This window comes from Megasphaera sp. SW808 (assembly GCF_012027795.1).
GTDB classification, from domain to species: Bacteria; Bacillota; Negativicutes; order Veillonellales; family Megasphaeraceae; genus Megasphaera; species Megasphaera stantonii.
This window is the reverse complement of sequence record NZ_SJOT01000003.1, coordinates 118,360-137,576: the sequence shown is the minus strand read 5'-3', so window position 1 is coordinate 137,576 and position 19,217 is coordinate 118,360. Positions and strand designations below refer to the sequence as shown.

Annotated in this window: 23 protein-coding genes; 21 read left to right on the top strand and 2 right to left on the bottom strand. The window is 54.1% G+C overall.

Going from position 1 to position 19,217, the window contains the following annotated elements; all coding sequences use genetic code 11:
- Window positions 1–25 precede the first annotated feature (25 nt).
- Window positions 26–889, bottom strand: coding sequence for a LysR family transcriptional regulator (locus tag E0L13_RS02295; RefSeq protein ID WP_168060005.1), 864 nt, complete (start codon window positions 887–889; stop codon window positions 26–28).
- A gap of 116 nt (window positions 890–1,005) precedes the next feature.
- Here E0L13_RS02295 and E0L13_RS02290 point away from each other — a divergent pair, with 116 nt between their 5' ends.
- Together E0L13_RS02290 and E0L13_RS02285 are read left to right on the top strand one after the other, a co-directional pair.
- Window positions 1,006–1,584: a chromate transporter gene (locus E0L13_RS02290; RefSeq protein WP_168060003.1), complete on the top strand. Its 579-nt coding sequence runs from the start codon at window positions 1,006–1,008 to the stop codon at window positions 1,582–1,584.
- 10 nt (window positions 1,585–1,594) lie between these two features.
- Entirely contained in the window at window positions 1,595–2,164 is a 570-nt protein-coding gene (locus tag E0L13_RS02285; RefSeq protein WP_168060001.1) for a chromate transporter, read from the top strand.
- On the opposite strand, the gene E0L13_RS02280 is transcribed toward E0L13_RS02285, so the two are convergent.
- Window positions 2,135–4,786: a 3'-5' exonuclease gene (locus E0L13_RS02280; RefSeq protein WP_168059999.1), complete on the bottom strand. Its 2,652-nt coding sequence runs from the start codon at window positions 4,784–4,786 to the stop codon at window positions 2,135–2,137. The two genes, E0L13_RS02285 and E0L13_RS02280, sit on opposite strands and share 30 nt — an antisense overlap.
- Before the next feature lie 255 nt (window positions 4,787–5,041).
- Here E0L13_RS02280 and E0L13_RS02275 point away from each other — a divergent pair, with 255 nt between their 5' ends.
- The 19 genes from E0L13_RS02275 (at window position 5,042) to E0L13_RS02185 (ending at window position 19,172) form a co-directional block, all read left to right on the top strand.
- A complete protein-coding gene (locus E0L13_RS02275) occupies window positions 5,042–6,211 on the top strand; it encodes a GspE/PulE family protein (RefSeq protein WP_240924632.1) in 1,170 nt (389 codons plus the stop codon).
- Window positions 6,202–7,167, top strand: coding sequence for an ATPase, T2SS/T4P/T4SS family (locus E0L13_RS02270; protein ID WP_168059997.1), 966 nt, complete (start codon window positions 6,202–6,204; stop codon window positions 7,165–7,167). Before E0L13_RS02275 ends, E0L13_RS02270 begins: the two co-directional genes overlap by 10 nt.
- Complete coding sequence (locus E0L13_RS02265) at window positions 7,164–8,366, top strand: type II secretion system F family protein (RefSeq protein ID WP_168059995.1); 1,203 nt, start codon at window positions 7,164–7,166, stop codon at window positions 8,364–8,366. Before E0L13_RS02270 ends, E0L13_RS02265 begins: the two co-directional genes overlap by 4 nt.
- A 23-nt stretch (window positions 8,367–8,389) precedes the next feature.
- Window positions 8,390–8,800, top strand: coding sequence for a prepilin-type N-terminal cleavage/methylation domain-containing protein (locus E0L13_RS02260; RefSeq protein ID WP_168059993.1), 411 nt, complete (start codon window positions 8,390–8,392; stop codon window positions 8,798–8,800).
- Window positions 8,801–8,810: 10 nt separating this feature from the next.
- On the top strand, window positions 8,811–9,281 hold the full coding sequence (locus tag E0L13_RS02255) for a prepilin peptidase (RefSeq protein WP_168059991.1): 471 nt from the start codon (window positions 8,811–8,813) through the stop codon (window positions 9,279–9,281).
- Window positions 9,241–9,732 carry a hypothetical protein gene (locus E0L13_RS02250; protein ID WP_168059989.1) on the top strand — a complete coding sequence of 164 codons (492 nt, stop codon included), beginning with the start codon at window positions 9,241–9,243 and terminating at the stop codon, window positions 9,730–9,732. Before E0L13_RS02255 ends, E0L13_RS02250 begins: the two co-directional genes overlap by 41 nt.
- Complete coding sequence (locus E0L13_RS02245) at window positions 9,680–10,075, top strand: hypothetical protein (protein ID WP_168059987.1); 396 nt, start codon at window positions 9,680–9,682, stop codon at window positions 10,073–10,075. The genes E0L13_RS02250 and E0L13_RS02245 overlap by 53 nt, the downstream gene beginning before the upstream one ends.
- Entirely contained in the window at window positions 10,026–10,568 is a 543-nt protein-coding gene (locus E0L13_RS02240) for a hypothetical protein (RefSeq protein WP_168059985.1), read from the top strand. The genes E0L13_RS02245 and E0L13_RS02240 overlap by 50 nt, the downstream gene beginning before the upstream one ends.
- Window positions 10,565–11,002, top strand: coding sequence for a hypothetical protein (locus E0L13_RS02235; RefSeq protein WP_168059983.1), 438 nt, complete (start codon window positions 10,565–10,567; stop codon window positions 11,000–11,002). The genes E0L13_RS02240 and E0L13_RS02235 overlap by 4 nt, the downstream gene beginning before the upstream one ends.
- A 13-nt stretch (window positions 11,003–11,015) precedes the next feature.
- Complete coding sequence (locus tag E0L13_RS02230) at window positions 11,016–11,786, top strand: hypothetical protein (protein ID WP_168059981.1); 771 nt, start codon at window positions 11,016–11,018, stop codon at window positions 11,784–11,786.
- Window positions 11,787–11,795: 9 nt separating this feature from the next.
- Window positions 11,796–12,344, top strand: coding sequence for a hypothetical protein (locus E0L13_RS02225; protein ID WP_168059979.1), 549 nt, complete (start codon window positions 11,796–11,798; stop codon window positions 12,342–12,344).
- Window positions 12,310–12,750 carry a hypothetical protein gene (locus tag E0L13_RS02220; protein ID WP_168059977.1) on the top strand — a complete coding sequence of 147 codons (441 nt, stop codon included), beginning with the start codon at window positions 12,310–12,312 and terminating at the stop codon, window positions 12,748–12,750. Before E0L13_RS02225 ends, E0L13_RS02220 begins: the two co-directional genes overlap by 35 nt.
- A gap of 421 nt (window positions 12,751–13,171) precedes the next feature.
- A complete protein-coding gene (locus tag E0L13_RS02215; RefSeq protein ID WP_168059975.1) occupies window positions 13,172–13,783 on the top strand; it encodes a MotA/TolQ/ExbB proton channel family protein in 612 nt (203 codons plus the stop codon).
- A gap of 12 nt (window positions 13,784–13,795) precedes the next feature.
- The gene (locus E0L13_RS02210; protein WP_168059973.1) at window positions 13,796–14,200 is read left to right on the top strand and encodes a biopolymer transporter ExbD; all 405 of its coding nucleotides are present in this window, start codon (window positions 13,796–13,798) and stop codon (window positions 14,198–14,200) included.
- A gap of 5 nt (window positions 14,201–14,205) precedes the next feature.
- Window positions 14,206–14,988: an energy transducer TonB gene (locus tag E0L13_RS02205; RefSeq protein ID WP_168059971.1), complete on the top strand. Its 783-nt coding sequence runs from the start codon at window positions 14,206–14,208 to the stop codon at window positions 14,986–14,988.
- 109 nt (window positions 14,989–15,097) lie between these two features.
- Window positions 15,098–15,619, top strand: coding sequence for a flavodoxin family protein (locus E0L13_RS02200; RefSeq protein WP_168059969.1), 522 nt, complete (start codon window positions 15,098–15,100; stop codon window positions 15,617–15,619).
- 13 nt (window positions 15,620–15,632) lie between these two features.
- A complete protein-coding gene (hutW, locus tag E0L13_RS02195) occupies window positions 15,633–17,186 on the top strand; it encodes a heme anaerobic degradation radical SAM methyltransferase ChuW/HutW (RefSeq protein ID WP_168059967.1) in 1,554 nt (517 codons plus the stop codon).
- 185 nt (window positions 17,187–17,371) lie between these two features.
- Window positions 17,372–18,196 (top strand): pyridoxamine 5'-phosphate oxidase family protein, encoded by an 825-nt coding sequence (locus E0L13_RS02190; RefSeq protein WP_168059965.1) that lies wholly within the window; start codon window positions 17,372–17,374, stop codon window positions 18,194–18,196.
- A 43-nt stretch (window positions 18,197–18,239) separates the two neighbouring features.
- Window positions 18,240–19,172, top strand: coding sequence for an AraC family transcriptional regulator (locus tag E0L13_RS02185; protein WP_168059963.1), 933 nt, complete (start codon window positions 18,240–18,242; stop codon window positions 19,170–19,172).
- Window positions 19,173–19,217: the final 45 nt, after the last annotated feature.

The following is a 19,217-nucleotide window of genomic DNA, read 5'->3' as shown; positions in this document are numbered from 1 at the left end:
AAGACAGGCTGCTTTTTTGACGTGCTTAGGAGAAGGCCTCGATAAATTTTTCCGCTAGGGATGAGAAATACCGGTTTTTCATCCAAATGGCAGTCAGGCGCGTATAGAGCCGCGGCTCGTCGATGGTTTTTACGTGCAGCCGCGAGTGCGTTGCCAGCGTGAAGGCCGATTGGGGAAGGATAGCCATGCCCAAGCCGGCGTTGGCCCACAGGAGGCTCGTGCGGGCGTCGTCGCTGCGGCAGAAGATCGTCGGCGTCATGTTTTGGGCGGCGCACGTATCCTGAATGAGCTGGTCGAAGCGGCGGTAAATGATGAGGGGTTTGTCGGCCAGTTCCTTTAGGGAGACCGTATCGCGGCGGGGACACCAGTCCAGGTCGTCGGTCAAGGCCAGGACCATGGGCTCTTCGCCGAGGAATTTATAATGAAAGGGTTCGTAATTGAAAGGTGTGCGGACGATGCCGATTTCGATGAGGCCCTTCGTCAGGAGGTCGATGATCTTAAAGGTATTGCCGTCGTACACCTCGAAGCGCACGCCGCAGTACTGGCGGTGAAACTGCTGCATGAAGGGACGGAGGATGACGCTTCCTGACGACGATACCATGCCGATGGACAAGGTGCCGTAGACGCCTTCCTTGAAGTCCTTGATTTCCCGCAGCGTCGAATCGGACAGGTTGATGATCTGCTGGGCCCGGCGAAACAGGATTTTTCCGGCGTCGGTCAGCTCCGTCTGCCGGGAGCCGCGCTTGAACAAGGCGACGCCCAGCTCGTCTTCCAGATGCTTCATCTGCTGGCTCAAGGGAGGCTGGGCCATGTGCAGTTTTTTGGCCGCCGCCGTGATTTGGCCTTCTTCGGCGACGGTAATAAAATAAAGTAGTTGGCGAATGTCCATGTAAGGCACCTCTTTATATATGATTTTCATATGTATGGGCAACAAAACCAATATTTTTAATATATCTTTTATCATGCTATAATTAGGGACGAAAAGAATCGGAAAGGAGTTTTCTCATGGAACAACCTATTATGAATAAGCCGCGGGATCTTCATTTTTTTTGGACGTTATTTAAATCGACCTTTCTTATCAGCATGTTTACGGTAGGCGGAGGCTTTGTTATCATTCCCCTGCTCAAGGCCAAGTATGTCGACGAATACCAGTGGATTAACGACAAGGACGCATTGGATATGGTGGCTATTGCCCAGTCCATGCCGGGCGTTATTGCCGCCAATAGCGCCATCATTCTGGGATACCGCATGGCCGGCGTCCTGGGGACGATGGTGGCACTTGTCGCTACGATTTTGCCGCCGCTGATTACGTTATCTGTTATTGCTTACTGCTATGATTATTTTGTTCAAAATGAAATCATACGGCTTATTCTGCGCGGCATGCAGTGCGGTGCGACAGCTCTCATTCTCAGCGTAGGCATCGACTTGCTGGCAAAGCAGGTCAAGAAAAAGCTGGCGTTGCCTTTGCTGATTATTATCGTAACCTTTGCAGCTAACTTATGCTTCGATTTTAATATCATGCTCTTGGTGCTGATTGACGGCGTTGTTGGCTTCTTGTTCATGAGAGCGGCTAAATATAACTAGGAGGGGTAGCATGTTGTACGTATTGCTTTTTTGGGAATTTTGCAAAGTAGGATTATTCTGTGTCGGCGGCGGATATGCTTCTATGCCCCTTATTCAGCACTGTGTCGTCGATACGTATCATTGGTTGTCTATGAGTGAATTTGTCGATATTTTTACCATTTCCCAAATGACGCCGGGGCCAATTGGTATCAATGCAGCCACTTTTGTCGGAACAAAGATTGCCGGCGTCGGCGGCGCTGTATGCGCGACGGTAGGCTTTGTTACGCCATCCTTCTTTATTGGGCTGGCGTTGGCGCGTATTTTTCTGAAATACGGAGATATCGGTCCGGTACGCGGTATTTTAAACGGTCTGCGCCCGGCTGTCGTAGCCCTTATCTGCGCCGCCAGCATCAGCTTTATTTGGCTGGCATTGTGGAACACCGAGTCGATGCCTCATGATTTTGCTGATTTTAACGGCAGTGCATTGGTCATATTACTGGCTGCACTGGCAGCTGTACGCAAAAAGATCGGCGTTATCAAGGTGCTTCTCGGTTCCGGCATCTTAGGCCTCTTATTTGGCCTGGCCGGTTTCCTGCAATAGATACTGGCCGGGAATGGCGGCGATAAACCGGCTTGGCCCGTAGACGTGCTTTCCCTCGCGGCGGTGCCAGCTTAGGAACAGCCGTTTCCTGGCTCGCGTCATGGCGACGTAAAACAGCCGCTTTTCCTCGTCGAGCTCGCGGCTGTCATCGGCGGCGCGGGACAAGGGAAAGACGCCGTCCTGAAGACACGCTAAAAATACATAATCGAATTCCAGCCCCTTAGCCTGATGTACTGTAATAATCGGGATTTGGGGCTTTTTTTCCAGCAGGCTGTCCAATTCGCTGTTAGACAGGGCCGTGAGCTGGAGAAACTCCGTCAGGGCGTCGCGCGGATCCTGGCCGGGCGTGTCCGTTTCCTTAGCCAGGCTGTACAGCTTGCGGATATTTTCCATGCGGTCGATGTGCTCTTCTTGTTCTGTGCGGCTCTGCTGCCCTTCATAGTAGTCTTTTACGCCGCAGCGGAGCATGACGGCGGCGATGAGATCGCAGGGACGCTGCGTGTATGACAGCTGCCGCAGTTCATGGAGCTTTTCGCTTACAGGCTTAAACAAGGGGGCGTAGATGGCCATGCAGGACCGGCGCTGGGCCGTATAGGGGCGGATATGCTCGTCCAGGGCGTAGCGCAGGATGGCCGCCGTGGCGACGATGTCATCAAAGGCGTCGTGGCTCGACTGGGTATTCGGCGTGAAACGGCTGCTCAAATAGCTTAGCTTGTGATTGGGCAGGCTGGGATAAAAGCGGCGGAATATATCCAGCGTATCGTAATAGGCGATGTCGTCGGGGCTGTCCATAGACAGGCGGCGCAGCTCGCTGCGCAGGATGCGCAGGTCGTAGGACACGTTGTGGCCGACGATGACGGCGCCGTCGGCAAAGCGGAGAAAGTCGGCAAGGGCTTCCCTGGGATTGCGGCCTTCGCGGCGGAGCAGCTCGTCGCTGATATGATGGATATAGTATGAGTCGCCGACGCTGCGGTTGGGCCGGACGTAGGCGTTGAATTTCTCCGAGATTTCGCAGCGCTCGTTCAGGCGGATTGCGGCAATCTGAATGATGTCGTCCCGCGTCGTGTCCGTGCCGGTACTTTCTACGTCGAAGACGACGACGCTGCTTTTTTCCAATGCCGTCAGCAGCCGGCCGAAGGGATCGCCGAGGGTCAGGGCGTCGCCGTCGATGAAGTCGCACAGCCCCAATCCCAGTCGGCGGTACGACGGGCTTTCAATAGTATCGATGGTACGGCGGCCGATGCGCTCGGCAAAGCGCAGGAGGATGCGCTTCAGGCTCAGAGCGTCGTGCTTGTTCATCGTCAGGCGCAGAAAGGCCGCGACGTCCTTGCATTCCTGCCGTTTAAACAATTGAAACTGGTCGATCATCGTAAAGGGCAGGCGCCGTTCCGGCGGCAGGCCTTCATTGTGCGAACGGACGCCGTTCCAAATGACCTTATTGCAGCGGTTCGTCCGGGTCATGATGCAGGCTTTGGTTCGTTCCTGCGGCGGCAATGCGGCGATTTGACGGAATATCCAGCGCGCTTCATCCATGAAATGGGCCGTTTCCACAGCGACGATGGGCTCGCCCTGCTCATGGCCGGCAGCCGTGCCGGGCGCAGGATAGAAGGAGGCGACAGACGGGCCGAACAGGTTGGCGAGACAGGCCGACGACGCCTGGAGCAGCGTTTCCGTAGCCCGGTAATTTATCGTAAAGGTGATGCGGACAGGACGGTAGTCCGCAGTGAAGCGGCGCAGTATGGCATCGGGATGAGATCCGCGCCATTCGTAAATGGTTTGAAAATAGTCGCCGCAGAGGAGGACGATACGTCCCGGAAACAGACGGGAAATGAGGTCGTATTCGATGTCGCTCGTATCCTGCATTTCGTCGATGGCGATGTAGGCGAAGCGATTTTGCCAGCGCCGGCATACGTCGTCCTGCCGCAGCAGGAGAGAGGCGCGGACGATGAGGTCTTCAAAATCCAGGGCATGATTGGCCGACAATGCCGCGGTGTAATGCTCCATGAGGCCGACGCCGTTTGTTGCCAGCCACTGCTCCAGCTCGGCGTCGACGCTGTCCGTATAATTCGTGCAGAACGAGCGGAGACGGCCGGCGTCCCGGCAGATAGCCGCGGCGCCGGAGGCGAAGTCGGCCAGTACGTCGCCGCTTTGGCAGTCATGAAGGGCGCAGTATTTTTTGGATGCTTCTATGAAATTTTGTATATTCTGCATCCTTCCCCGGGCCGATACGTCGAGAGAAAGGGGCAGGCTGGCGACGATGTTTTTGCAGTCCTCGTCGTCGTAGACGAGAAAATCGCTGCATACATCGGAGCCGGCCTTGCTTTCTTCCTTGATAAGAGAATAGCAAAAGCTGTGAATGGTCTTGACGACGACGTCGAGGCCTTTTTCGTGTGCCGTAGAAAAAATTCGGTTTTTCAATTCTTTGCAGGCCCTGTTCGTGAAGGTCAGGCAAAGGATCTGGGAGCCTGCGGCTCGCCCCGACTCGACGATAGCGGCGACGCGTCGGGCCAGTACGTTGGTTTTTCCCGTGCCGGCCGGCGCGTTTAACAATATATGATGGTCTAAATCGGCAACGACGGCGCGTTGCTCGGCGTTTAAGCCATGCAGGACAGCTTCATCCATAGGCGGGACTCCTTTCGGTCTGTAGAAATACTATGCTAATCATACCATAAAAATAGGGGCTTTAAAAATTTGGCCGAACCGTCAATTTCCGTCAATACCAGTCAGCCGAAGTCTATTATGAGCTGTACATGAAGCAATTCTGAGAGATGTATTAAAATCGGCAGTTTGCACATTAAGGGAAGATTAAATTTTTCAGCGGCCGCTCCGGGACGTGGTATGATGACGGTGTAACCCCGACGAGAAAGGAGGAGCATCATGGCTGAGTATATGAGGCCGTCACGGCCGGCCTTTCGCGGCACGGCTCATGAAATCGTATCGGATTTGCTGGCTTACGCCGCCGATTCCGGTGCCAGCGACATTCACGTCGAGCCGATGGACCGAACCGTCCGCATTCGCCTGCGCCGCGACGGCGTGCTGGTAGCCATAGGGGAACTGCCGGCGGAACGCCTCGACGCGGTGACGGCGCGCATCAAAATTTTGGCCAGCCTGGATATTGCCAACAAGCGTCTGCCGCAGGACGGACGGTTCGTCTGGCAGGATGGACGCCGTCCTATCGACATGCGCGTCAGTACGATGCCGACGATTCGCGGCGAAAAGACGGTCATTCGATTGCTGGACGCCGGCCAGGTAACGCTGAATCTGGACTGCCTGGGCCTTGGCGGCGATGTGGCGGCGCTGCTGCGGCGGCTGACGAAGCGGAGCAGCGGATTGTTTCTGTACAGCGGCGCGACGGGCAGCGGCAAGACGACGACTTTATACGCCGCCCTGCAGGAGCTGCACCAGCCGGAAGTGAGCATCGCTACGCTGGAAGATCCAGTGGAATATAAATTGGAAGGAGTCTGCCAAAGTCAGATTCATGTAAAGTGCGGCTTGGAGTTTCACAACGGTCTGCGGGCTCTTCTGCGGCAGGACCCGGATATCCTGGTCATTGGCGAAATCCGCGACGTCGAGACAGCCCGCATCGCCATCCGCGCGGCATTGACGGGGCACCTCGTATTCAGCACTCTCCATGCGGCCAGCGCGGCGGAGGCGCCGATACGCTTAATTGATATGGGCATCGCTCCATATTTAGTTGCTGACGCCCTCATCGGCATTACGTCGCAGCGCCTGGCCCGCCGTTTGTGCAGCCGCTGCCGCAGGCAGGAACAGCCCGGCAGCCCGTCGGCTTTTACGCATCAAGGATGCGGACATTGCTTTCACAGCGGGTATGACGGCCGGTTCTGCTTGTGCGAGGTGCTGCCTGTAGGCGAACACGTCAAGGTCCTTATTCGGCAAAGCGGAAGCGCTTCCGCTATCGCAGGGGCCGCAGCCTTGGATGGAGCTATATTTACGAAATCCCTGGTGCAGCGAGCCTTATCCGAGGGCTGGACCGACGCGGAGGAAATCGGCCGCGTTTACAACGTAGGAGACGAACTATGGACATAGCCGCCGTGCTTGCCGCCGCCGTCCACTCGAAAGCGTCGGACGTTCACTTGCAGGAAGGGCGTTTGCCTCTGCTGCGCTTGGGAGCGGAGCTATTTCCCTGGGGGAATTATCGTGTAGGAGGTGAAGAGATTTCCGCGTGGCTGCAAGCCTTGGGTCAGCCTTTTTGCGGACAGCCCTATGTGTCGACGGCCTTTTCCTGGGACGGGCGCGTCCGCTGCCGCCTTCATGCCAGCCGCGAGCAAGCCGGCGTTCACGTCGTCGTGCGGATGCTGTATCCCCTCGACATGCTGCCGCCTGACGGCGACGAGGCCTTGCTGCAGCGGCTGAGCGGACTGGACGACGGCTTGGTGCTGGTGTGCGGGCCGACGGGGAGCGGCAAGACGACGGCCTTATGGCGCATACTGCGTTGGGCGAACGCCAACCGCCGCTGCCACATCATCACGCTGGAAGATCCCGTTGAATATATCGTGCCGGGGGAGCTGGCCCTTATCAGCCAACGGGAGTATGGGATTCACTTCCAGTCCTTTGCCGAAGGGGTACGGGAAGCACTGCGGCAGGACCCGGATATACTGCTTGTCGGTGAAATGCGCGACAGGGAGACCATGGACGCAGCGCTGACGGCAGCGGAAACAGGGCATCTCGTCTTCGCTACCCTCCATACCCGCTCGGCAGCGCAGGCCGTCAGCCGCATGGCCGGAGCCTATGCCGGTGCGGAACAGGAAGAGATGCGCTGCCGCCTGGCTATGGTATTGCAGGGAATCTTGGCTCAGCGCCGGGGCGATGGAACAGGCGGCGCTTATGTTGCCAGGGAAATCTTGCTGCATACGCCGGCCGTTGCCCAGCTCATCCGCAGCGGCAGGGAGCATCAGCTGACGACGGTTATGCAGACCGGCGCGGCCTTGGGGATGCGGACGATGGAACAAGCGCTGCAGCGGCATAGGCGGAATCTGATATGAAACGATTTGTTGTGACATGCATCGACATGCACGGACGAAAAATGACGTACAGGCTGACGGCTCCCAGCTCGGAATCGGTTCGCGCCATGGCTCGGCGTCGTTCCTGGCAAATCGTAGCGATGGAAGAAACGACGCCCCTTTTGGCTTTGGTATTCCGTCTCCGTCCTTTTTCCTATAAGACCTTGTCCCTCTTGTTTTACCAGCTGGGCGCGATGACCCGGGCCGGCATTCCCTTTGTGCAGGCCTGCCGGCTTTTATTGCACGACGTGACGAGCAAAAAGCAGCGTCAGGCCATGAAGCTGGCCGTCGACTATATGGAAAAAGGAATGGCTGTGTCGGAAGCATTAGGGCAAACCGGGTTATTTCCTTCGCTGGTCTGCCGCATCGTCAGCGCTGGCGAGCGGGCCGGCAATTTAGAGCAGATGCTGTATCTTCTGGGTCAATATTACGAGCAGGCAGATAAGCAGCGCCGTTTTATGATGGACGCCTTATCGTATCCGCTGTTTCTCATGGTCTGTACGACGGCTATGGCAGTCGGTATCGTCGCGTTTATCCTGCCTGTATTTGAAGCTATGTTTGAGCAGATGCAGATGCCGCTGCCGGCGATGACGGCGTATATGCTGGCCGGGGCGCATATATTGCAGTCTTACGGCGCTGCGCTGGCCGCAGGAACTGTTACGGGTATTGCGTCGCTGTTCCTTTTGCTGCGCCGGCCCGGCGTGCGGCGGTATACAGAAGACAAGCTGTTTTCCATTTCGGTATTGCGGCGTCTGTGCGTGATTTTTTGCTGGCAGCGGTTCAGCCAAATGCTGGCCGTGCAGATACGGTGCGGCATTCCCTTGCTGGACGCCTTGGACGACGGGGCCGCCGTCGTACCCGTCGATTGGTTTCGCCGGGCAGTGAATCAGGCGGCGCGGCGGTTAGAAAACGGCACCTCCTTCAGCCAGGCTGTACGATTAGGCCAGTTTGGCACGCCGTACATCGAGACGATGCTTTTGGTTGGCGAAACGACGGGGCGGTATGAAGATGCTCTGCAGGCTGTTTCCGAGTATTACCAGTGGCGCATCCAGTCGCGTCTGTCCGTCGTACGACGTTTGGCAGGGCCCTTGATGCTCCTTGTCGTCGGCGCTGTTATAGGAACACTTGTTATCTCATGTATGCTGCCGCTGCTGGATATGGCGGCAGGCATGGTACCGTAAGAAATGAAAGGAGAGTTGTGTAAATGTTTATTCGCATTCGTTTATGGTTATCTTCGTCCCGACGGAGAAAAAACGGGTTTTCTCTGCTGGAAATGCTGGTTGTCGTCAGTATCATTTTGATTTTAGCTACTGTAGCCGTGCCGAAGTTCACGTCGGCCGGGAAAACGGCGAAAATTGCTAAGATTGAGGCTGATTTGCATACGATCAGCAATGCGGCGGCGCTGTATGAAGTCGAAACCGGCGCGTATCCCAATTCCGTCGACGACTTGGTAAAAAAGGGCAGCTCCGGCAAAGCCTATCTCCAGTCTAAGCCGACATTGCCGGACGGGACGGAATACAGCATTAACCGCGAAGGCGTCGTGTCCGGTGTATTTGACGGCGTGACCTATGATTCGGCGGCCAGCCATCGGACGACAGCTGCGGAGAGCGGCTGATGACTGAGAGATGACCGGCGATACGGCTGCTGCTTTGAGCTGGGGATACGGCCTATGGCTGGCGGTCATGGCCTTATGTACGATTGTCGTCATCTATACGGATATATCCTGGTATTGGATTCCCGATGGGATTGTATGCGTTGCGGCGTTGGCCAACGGGGCCGCCGCAGCAAGCGGCCTCGTAGTGCCCTGCAGTGCAGTCAGCATCGGTTTTGCCTTGTCCTTTGCCCTGCTGTACTTTCTGTATCCGCAGGGCATCGGCAGCGGCGACGTCAAGCTGGCGGCGGTCCTGTGCCTGGGTTGCAGCGGCTCGACGGCCTATATCATGACGACGGCCGCCTTCCTGTCGGCTTTGATTGGGGCGGCTGCGTGGCGGCTCTATGCCGGAAAGAGCTGCATTCCCTTCGGCCCGTTTTTGTGGATAGGATGGTGGATAGCCTTTGCGGCAGGAGAAGAACTTATGGCTTGGATGGCTGGCTAAGGCATGCCGGCGGCGCGAAAACGGCTATCTGCTGATGGAATACATCGTGCTGCTCGGATTGATGGGGTTATTTTTTACGTTGGCACTGCCTAAGATGATCTGGGATTCCCACCGTTATGCCGTAGACGTCATGACGCGGGAAATCGCCGCCGACCTGCAGCGCATGCGCCAGCATTCCCTGACGAACGGGACGGCCGATATGGACGGATGGACGTTGTCGCTGCGAAAAGACAAGTATGTCATCATGCAGCGGTATACTGTCCATAAAACGAGGATATACCCGGAGGGGATTACAATTCCTACCGGGAAAAGCGGACGAAAGGACTTTACGTTTGATGGCAAAGGAAGACCGCAGAGCGATATGGAACTTACTGTCGCCAGCTCCGGCAATCAGCCGTATGAAAAGAAAATTATCGTGGCGGCTCAGACCGGCCGTATCCGAATCGAATAAGAAAAACGGGTTTCTGCTGGTCGATGCCGTAACAGCGTCCGTTATAGGCGTTCTCCTCTTTACGCCGGCATTGATGCTGACGGCCCAGGCCGTTTCGGCTTATCGGCAGGCCCGTCACATTATCGGAGCCGCCGTTGCCGGCCGTTCGGAGATGGAAACGCTGCGCGGAGAAGGGAAAAACTTTTCTTTGCAGAAGGAGGTGACGGGGCTGCGCGGCACGTATACGCTGCACAGCCAGGCTGAGAGCATAGACGGCTTGTATATTCGGTACAGAGTGGAGGTGCAGGACCCTGATGGAGGCGTTCACGTTTTTATCCGCCTGGCGGAGTCGGAAGAAAGCTAACGGGTTCGTACTGACCGAACTCGCAGCGGCTCTGGCCGTCGCGGCGATCGTCATGGCGGCAATTCTGCCGATGCTGGTGCAGACGGCGGCAAACTGCCGCTACGGCGAAAGCTGGGAAGAATTATCCCGCCAGGGCATGGTGATGGAAGAAACGATATTCGGCGTACTGCGTTTCGCCCGGAATATCGAGGTATCGGCTAAGACGATACGGTGCCGCGACGAACAAAACGGGCTGACGGGATTTTCTGTCAAAAACGGACGGGTATACCGTTTGCTGAGCAACGGCAGCGAACAGCCTTTGACAGGTTCGGTAAAGGCCGGACTGCGGGAAGACCGCATCAGCGTGCGCTCCCAGGGTGACAGGCCCTATTTTTCCGCCACTGGAGAAAAAATACACGTTCATATTGAGCTGTACGACGCCTATACAGGACAATCCTGGCCCTGCGTGCTGACCGTTACGCCGCTGCCCTGCCAATGGGAGGATGCGGCATGAGACGAAAAAACGGGTATATGACGTTCTGCATCTTGGCGCTGGGGACAGCGGCGCTGCTGCTGGCTGCGTCGGCTGCCCATTTATCTGCCCAGTACGTCCGGTCTGCCCGTCAATACGAAGAAGCCGTCCAGTTATCCTATGCTTCGGAAAGCGCTCTGCTGGCGAGCTGGAACGACTTATGCAGCCGGCGGTGGCAGGATGTGCCGGAACGGCGGACATGGGTTTTTAACGATGTATGGGGAATTGCCGAAGGGGGACAGCGCATAGAAATCCAATGCGTCGCGTCGCCATATTCTCTGCCGTTTAACGGCGTGCTGCGCGCGTCGGCCGTTTCGGACCATACCCTTTTGAAGCGAACCTGCGCCCTGCAGTTCCGGGTGCAGAAAGGCGACGACGGCAGTGCCTCTTTCGTTGTCCGGCAAATTGTGTATTAAGGAGGGCATAAGAATGAGTATAGGCCAAGGCCATCGGGCCCGCATATGGCTGTCGCAGCGGCACATATATGTTCTGAAAACGGAAACGAGCTGGTACGGCGGCGTCCGGAGCCGGCAGCTCTGCATTTATGATTGTCCTGCCGACTGGCTCACATGGCCTGAGAAAATCAGGAAGTACCTGGGAGATATTATTTCTGTATATGGACTGCAGGGCTATACGGTGTATCTTCTGCTCAGCGGGCCATCGTTGCTGTGGAAAGAGTTGAAGCTGGCGACGAAACGAAAGGAAGAGGCGCGAAGCATGGTCGTATGGGACGAGGCGATTGGCGACGGCAGCACGGCGTACGCCTTTGACTTAGCACGAACTGCAGAACCGCCCGAGGGGGCCCTGTACAGCTGGATGAGCGCCGCCTATCCCTACGATATGGTAGCAGATATGATTCAGACGCTGCGATCCGGGAATTGCTGCGTCAAGAGAATCGACGTTCTTCCGGCGGCGGCAGGACGCTTATGCCCGTCCGGGACTGGAACTCTATATCTGTGCGAACCGGTGCTGATCCATGTGATTCGGCTGAAGTCGGGATTTCCCCTATCCTATGCCTGCACTTCGGCGCTGCCGGAAGATGGACTGCTTTGGCAAGAGGAACAAGGACAGATGTGTTGCGGATTGTGGTACGATGAAGCGTGCGAAACGTGGTCTCTTCCGCCGGTATCAGAGCCTGTGAAACAAGATATGGATCGGTGGGAATTAGTATATCCGGCTGCCGTACTGGCAGCGTATTAGGAGCGGCGTATGGAATTCAATTTAATCCCGCAGGAACAGCAAACTTCATCATGGTCCTTTTTGGCGCTGCGGTTGAATAAAAAAATTGCTGTGCTGCTGGTTCTCGTGATTCTGGCCGTCGGTGCGGCCGGTGCGGTATTTCAGATGCAGACGATTTGGGAACAAGAACGGTTTACGGATCAGGCTTTTCCCATTCAGCGGCGTATTATGCAGCAAAATGAGTGGGAACGAAAGCTGCGCGAGTTGAAAGAACGGCGCGACGCAGACCAACGAAAGCGGCTTCATTGGCCGGAGATTCTCGTGTGCCTGGCCGATACCAAGCCAGATGGGGCATTTGTAGAAAAAATCGAAATGCGTCGCCATGTGCTGTCAATATCTGGCACGACGAATGAAATCGGCTCTGAGAGGAAATGGCAGGACGCCCTGCGTCGCCAGCCTTCTGTGCGTTCGGCTTCGGCCAGCCGCATGAAGCAGGCGGGACAGACGGCGGAAACGGCGTTTCAGCTGGAGGTAGAATGGGCGAATGATGAACAAGATACTTCACGACAAAAGGCATAAACAATTCCTTTGGTATATCCTTTTGGCACTGCTTTTGCTGTCCTCCGTCCATTGTGCCTACTGGTACCGGCAATGGCAAGCGTGGAAGACCGTTAACAACCGCATTTGTTCCTATAAAACGGCAATGGAGTGGAAAGATCGGGAAGACATTATCAGAAAATGGCAGGGAACCGATGAAGACGCACTGAACGTCGTACAGCGGCAGGCCGATGCGTGCGGCTTACAAGTACTGTCGTTTTATACCTCGCCGCAGGAAAAAAGCCGATATAATGTAGAATTAAGCGGGTCTTACGGGAGCTACATTCATTTTTTCAATCAAATGGAACGAGAAGGCCCCTTGTTCTCCGTTTCTTTAGAGCGTATGGAACGATGCGGCGACGCAGTATTGGCTGTCATAAAAATTTAAATATATATTTTAGCGAGACATACTCCTCACTCAGACTAATATATTTGATATTTGTCTGAATGAGGAGTATTTTTTAATAATTATTATTGCCGTTTGGTCTAATCGGGCTATTTTTATGTCTGATTGGAGTAGATTTTTTTTCATATCCTTGATATCATATACGTGCATTTTATTATATGAATACAATAATCAATATCTTAACAAAAAATAATCAGTAAAGGAGATGGAGAACAGTGGCGCAAAAAAATATCAAAAGCGCTGAAAAGGGGACATGGGAAAGCGTAGCGTGTACTCTGGGGTTATGGGTTATTTTTGTTTCTGCCGCCGCGTTATGCATATAAGCTTTGTGAACGGCAAAATGTATCGAGTCATTATAGCATTCATATAAGTTAGTAACTATAATCATTAAGGAGTGTAGTAAATGGAAGGATTCGCGTATTTTCTGCATTTATTTCACAGCGGCGGCCTGGTTATGTATCCGCTGCTGGCCCTGTCTATTTTTACGGTAGCCATTGCGATTGAACGGTTTTACTATTACCGGGCCAATCGTCGGGATTCGAAAAAGTTTTTTACCGGGGTTGATCATGCTATTCGTGATCAGCAATGGGATACGGCGGAAAATTTCTGCCGGAAATTCCCTACGGCTATCAGCCGCATTATTGCCAGCGGCCTCCGGCATAAGGATGATGAAAAAGCCATGAAAGATGCTTTCAATGAACAGATGACGATTGAATCCATCGCCTTTCGCCGCTATCTCGATTACCTCAGCGCTATCGTCACGATTGCGCCGCTTCTGGGGCTTCTCGGCACAGTAACAGGCATGATCAGCACGTTCAGCGTTTTAGACAGCGGCGCCGGTGCCGCGGCGATTACCGGCGGTGTCGGTGAAGCCCTTATTGCGACGGCGTCGGGGTTGTGCGTGGCGATCATTGCTTTCTGCGTATATACCTACTTTGATCATCAGCTGGACACCATTGTGACGGATACGGAAAAGCTGTGCCTTACCGTAGTGAACGCCAGAAATGCAAGGTAGGAGGTAAGGCTGATGTTTACGAATGTCAGGATGAAAAAGAAACCGGCTTTTATGATTATTCCGATGATTGATATTATCTTTTTCCTGCTTGTGTTTTTTATGATGAACAGCCTGCAGACCGTGGCGCAGAAAGCGCTGTCCGTCCAGCTCCCTCAGGCTCAGAGCGCGGCGGCGCCTGTGCAGATGCCCATTATCCTGACGGTTGATGCGGAAGGGCATATTACGATGGATAATCGTCCTGTCAGCTTTGACGAAGCATCGAAACTGATGAAGCGGCACATGGCAGAAAATGCCAACGCCGCCGTAATTCTGCAGGCCGACCGCCGTACGGCTCATGGTCAGGTAGTTGCTGTCATGGATATGTTGAAATCAGCTGGTGTTAAGCGTCTGGCCATCGCTGCAGAACAGAAGGGATGACGCCTATGCGGGAAATTTCATGGATACGAGCCTATGCCGGCTCGGCAGTAGTCCACCTGCTTGTCGTAGGCGCGGCGGCTATGTTTCTTGCCGGAGCTGTGATGCAGCAGGAACAACAGCAGATGTATGTCATAGATTTAGACGCCAGCGAACTGTCTAGTGCTGGCAGCGGGCATGCCGGCGGCGGCAGCGGCGGCGAACTGTTCCCGGAAAAGCTGTCTGAAACAGCCGTAGCCGAGCGTGTGGCGCAAATAGATGCCAGCCAATCGGCTATTATGCCTCATCCGCAGTTGTCAGATGCCGTGCCGGAACCGGCTCCCGGCAATCAGCCCGTTCCGGCTGCCGCCAGTTCGTCTGCTGCTGGCGGAGGTGGTGCCGGCAGCAGTGCGGGAGCTGGCAGCGGTACGGGTACTGGCTCAGGCGTCGGAGACGGAACAGGCGATGGCCAGGGCTATGGAGAAGGTGCCGGCGACGGTCAGGGCAGCGGTTACAGCGGCGCAGAAGGGACCGGTTCATCACCGTTTGATTCCGATGGGTTCTGGTCTGCTGTCAACGCCAATAAATCCTATCCGCCTATGGCTGTCCGCCGCGGTTTGACTGGTTCCGTTACCGTTACAGTTACGCTGGACAGCAGCGGAAACTGCGTCAATGCCTATGTATCCGGCTCATCGGGACAGAGTATTTTGGATAAGGCAGCTCTTAACGCTGTATATGCCGCCTGCCCGTATCCAAATGCCAGCGGGCAGGATGTAACGGTAAACGTGCCCGTTACCTTTAATTTGAATTAATTTTCCCCCGGTTAGTCGGATCGTTTTTTTCGGTCAGGAGACCCGGAGCTGAAGAAACGAGATTTGTATCAAGTATAAAAAAATTATGCCATAAAAGGAGAGTGTATGTATGAAAACGATCGTTTTGTACTCGACGCGTACAGGAAATACTAAAAAGGTGGCCGAAGCAATTGCCGAAGCCCTGCCGGCAGGGACGCCTTGCCTTTCCGTTAAAGAGGCGCCGGCTGATATTGACAGCTGCGACTGCGTGTTCCTCGGATTTTGGGTGGACCGCGGCACGGCGGATAAGGATTCGCAGGATATGCTGAAACAGCTGACGAATAAGCACGTCGCTATATTTGCAACGTTAGGAGCCGATCCGAAGTCGGAGCATGCGGCGAAGAGCCTGGATAACGGTGCGGCCTTTTTACCGGAAGGCGTTCATGTCGCCGGAAAATTTATCTGCCAGGGCGCAGTAGACCCCAAGCTTATTGAAATGATGTACAAGCAGTTCCCCGCTGGCCATCCCCATGGCAGAACGCCGGAACGGGAGGCACTCCATGCCGAAGCAGCCAAGCATCCCGATGCTGCTGATCTGGAAAATGCCAAAGCCTTTGCGGCAGATGTCATGAAGAAGCTTGCTGCGGAATAAGGGAGACGCGCATATGAGTTTAGAAGAACTATTTCACAGCTTGCCGCCAGAGCAGCGCATTTTCCAATTCGGCGCGGAAACGGACAGCCCGCTGACGGACGCGTTTCCGCGAAAACGCGTCGTTCATGCCGGCCTGCACGGCACGGTTGTCCCGCCTGATGAATCGCAGCAGGTTTGGCAGCGCATCATGGCGTCTGCACCGGCTAAAAAGGACATCCAGACGGCGTATATACATATTCCGTTCTGCAAGACCAAATGCTTGTACTGCGGATTTTTTCAAAATGGGACGAATCAGGATGTAGAAGACCATTATGTGGACTGCCTGATTCAGGAACTGGAAGCCTCTGCTGACTTGCCGCGCTTAAAGGACAGCCTTATTCATGCCGTATTTATCGGCGGAGGTACGCCGACATCCTTGTCTCCGAAAAATGCCGGACGGCTGCTGCAGGCGATTTGCCGCTGCCTGCCCTTGGCCAATGATTACGAGCTGACCCTGGAAGGTCGTATTCATGATCTAGTACCGGAAAAGATAGACGTTTGGCTGGCAAATGGTGTAAACCGCATGTCTTTGGGCGTTCAGTCCTTTCATACAGATATCCGCCGTTCTGTCGGACGATTGGACGATGAAGAAACGGTATTGAAAAATCTGCGGAGCCTTCTTGATTACAACCAGTGTGCTGTCGTCGTCGACCTCATTTACGGTCTGCCCGGTCAGGACATGCAGGTCTGGAAGGAAGATTTGGATCTGCTGATTCAGTCCGGCGTAGACGGCGCTGATTTGTATCAGCTCAACGTTTTTGACGGCAGCGATTTGAATAAGGCTATTGCCCGCGGCGCGCTGCCGCCGGCAGCGACGACGGATTACCAGGCCGGCATGTTTGCCTTTGCCAAGACCTATCTGGAACAGCGGGCGTATCGCCGCCTGAATGTCTGCCATTGGAGCTGCAGCAACCGCGAGCGGAGCCTGTACAATACACTGGCCCGCTCCGGTTCGTCCATGTTCCCCTTCGGCAGCGGCGCCGGAGGCAGTGTAGACGGCTATTCGACGATGCTTCACCGGGCCATTGCACCGTATGAAATGTTTGTCGAAGCAGGCAAAAAGCCCTTTATGGCGCTCATGAAGCAGTCGCCGCTGCAGTCGATTGTCGATGCGGTGCAGAACCAGCTGGAAATGTGCTATATGGATTTAAATAAAATATACGCCTTTGACGACAAGCTGAAAGATCTGGAATGGCTGTATAAGCTGTGGGAGACACGCGGTCTTGTAACATATAACGGCGTCATGTATACGCTGACGGATGCTGGTCAGTTCTGGCAGGTCAACATCACGCAGACGACGTTGGAATGCATCCAGTACCTCATGACTGGGAAAATTGCCATGGTGATGGAACGCGTAGCTGCGCAAGATTCGAAGAAAACTGCGTCTATGGTAGAGGCCATGAAGCGGATGAAAGCTATGAGCGGCACGCCCAGCGTGGAAGCTATGAAAAAAATGGCTGAAGCCATGCGCCATATGAGTCAGGATGAGTTGCAAGCCATTATGAAGCAAATGAAAAATCACTCATAGATAGCTGCACTCCTCTGTGTAAAGACTGCAACGAATATCTGTTGCAGTCTTTGCCATATCTAATCGCGTGAAAAATATAACATATACATAAGTATGATATTGACAATCTATATCATAAAATTCATAATAAAGAGTAGGAGATACAGAAAATTGGCTGCGTGACAATCCAGAAAGGGGAAGCAATCATGAATACTCTTTGCCTATATTACGAAAATGCTGCGGCACGGCGCATTGCCGTCATGATCGGCAGTATACTCAGCATGAGTCGGTATGCGGAATGCCGGGAAGACGTATCGCTGCGTCAATATAAGCGGATCTTGCTGGTTTTGACGGAAAAACAGGCAGTACAGCCCTTGGCAGAGGTTGTGCAGCATGCGGAACCAGATACAATATGGGGACTCATTGTCATTGGTGATAATGAATTGTCGGTACAGCGGCTGCGCCGTCAGGCTGAAATGCTGCTGAAACGGCCTATCGCCTTGTCTGCGTTTATTCCGGCGAGTGACGTTACAGAAGGGGTCATACGTGCTGCTGAGACAATACAGCCGCCTCCGGCTGCTGTGCCGGACAGCGACAGTACGGCATGGCAGGCATTAGAAACGTTCCTGACGAGTCATACTACGGGCGTTTTAGCTACTGGATGGGGACGGAATATTCGGACGACGCCGATCGAGTACGTATATTGGCATAAAAAAATATACCTGTTCAGCGAAGGCGGACGAAAATTTGCGAATATATACCGTGATCCGCATGTCAGTTTTTCCGTATGCGAGCCATTTTCCGATTTTTCCCATTTGGCAGGACTGCAGCTGAGCGGCACGGCACAGATTCTCGAACCACAGGACGAAGGCTATGCTGCGGCCGCGGCGGCCAAGGGTATTGCTGAAGAACGGCTGCGGAAAATGCCCGTCGTCCTCCATGTCATCGAGATTTCTCCGTCTGAAGCTGTCTTTCTTTGGGGTCAATTTGCCAGAGAGGGAAAAGCTGTGCGTCAGGTATATCGATTTTAATTTAAATTAGAGCTGGTTATTCAAGAAAGGGTGCAGTATAATAATGGATACTATGCGGATGATCGAATCTTCTGAAGAGAGGGTTGTGTTTGAAATACAAAATAATACGGGTACGGCACGTCTGACGTCGTATCCCGTATATCCGGGCATCGATCTCGTCTATATAGACGCGCATATTGAATCCTTTTCCTGTCGGAGCCATCCCGTAACGCAGGGCTTGTTTGCCATCAATCATTGTGAGGAAGGCCGTATAGAATGTAATTTTCAGAACGGCGAATTTCTCTATATGGGGCCTGGCGACATGTCTGTCGGCTGGCGGCACCACCAGGAATATTGTCATTCTATTTTCTTTCCGTCAGCTCATTACCATGGGGTGTCTATTTTATGCTCCGTGTCCAAGGCTCAGCCAGTCGTTGACAAACTGCTGGAAGATGACGGTGATTTGACGGCCTTATGCAACCGATTTTGCAAAGAATCGGACTTCGGCCTTATCATGAAAGAAAATAAGAACATGCAGCATCTGTTTGAAGAATTGTATCAGGTGCCGGAAGGTATTCGCCGCCGGTACTGCCAGCTCAAAATATTGGAAATATTTCTGTTTCTTGGAACGATTCAGCCTGAGCGGAACAAGTATGTTTACGTGACAAAACGGCAGGCGGATATCGTCAAGGCCATTCATCTGGAATTACTGGAAAACCTGACGACGAAGAAACGTCTGGAAGAATTGGCTGAGGAGCATCACATTGCGCCGACGACGCTGAAGCGGTGTTTTAAAAGCGTATATGGAAGCTCTATCGGCCAACACCTGCAGGAGCTGCGCGTCAGCGAAGCGATGCGCATGCTCGCCGAGACAGAAGAAAGCGTTTTGCAGATAGCCAATCGTGTAGGGTATGCCAACAGCAGCAAATTTTCCATGCTGTTTCAGAAAATGACCGGCATGCTTCCGCGGGATTACAGGAAATCACAGCGAAAATAGAGCAGGGGCAGTGCTGCGGCGTTCCGGCCTAATAGATTAAGGAGG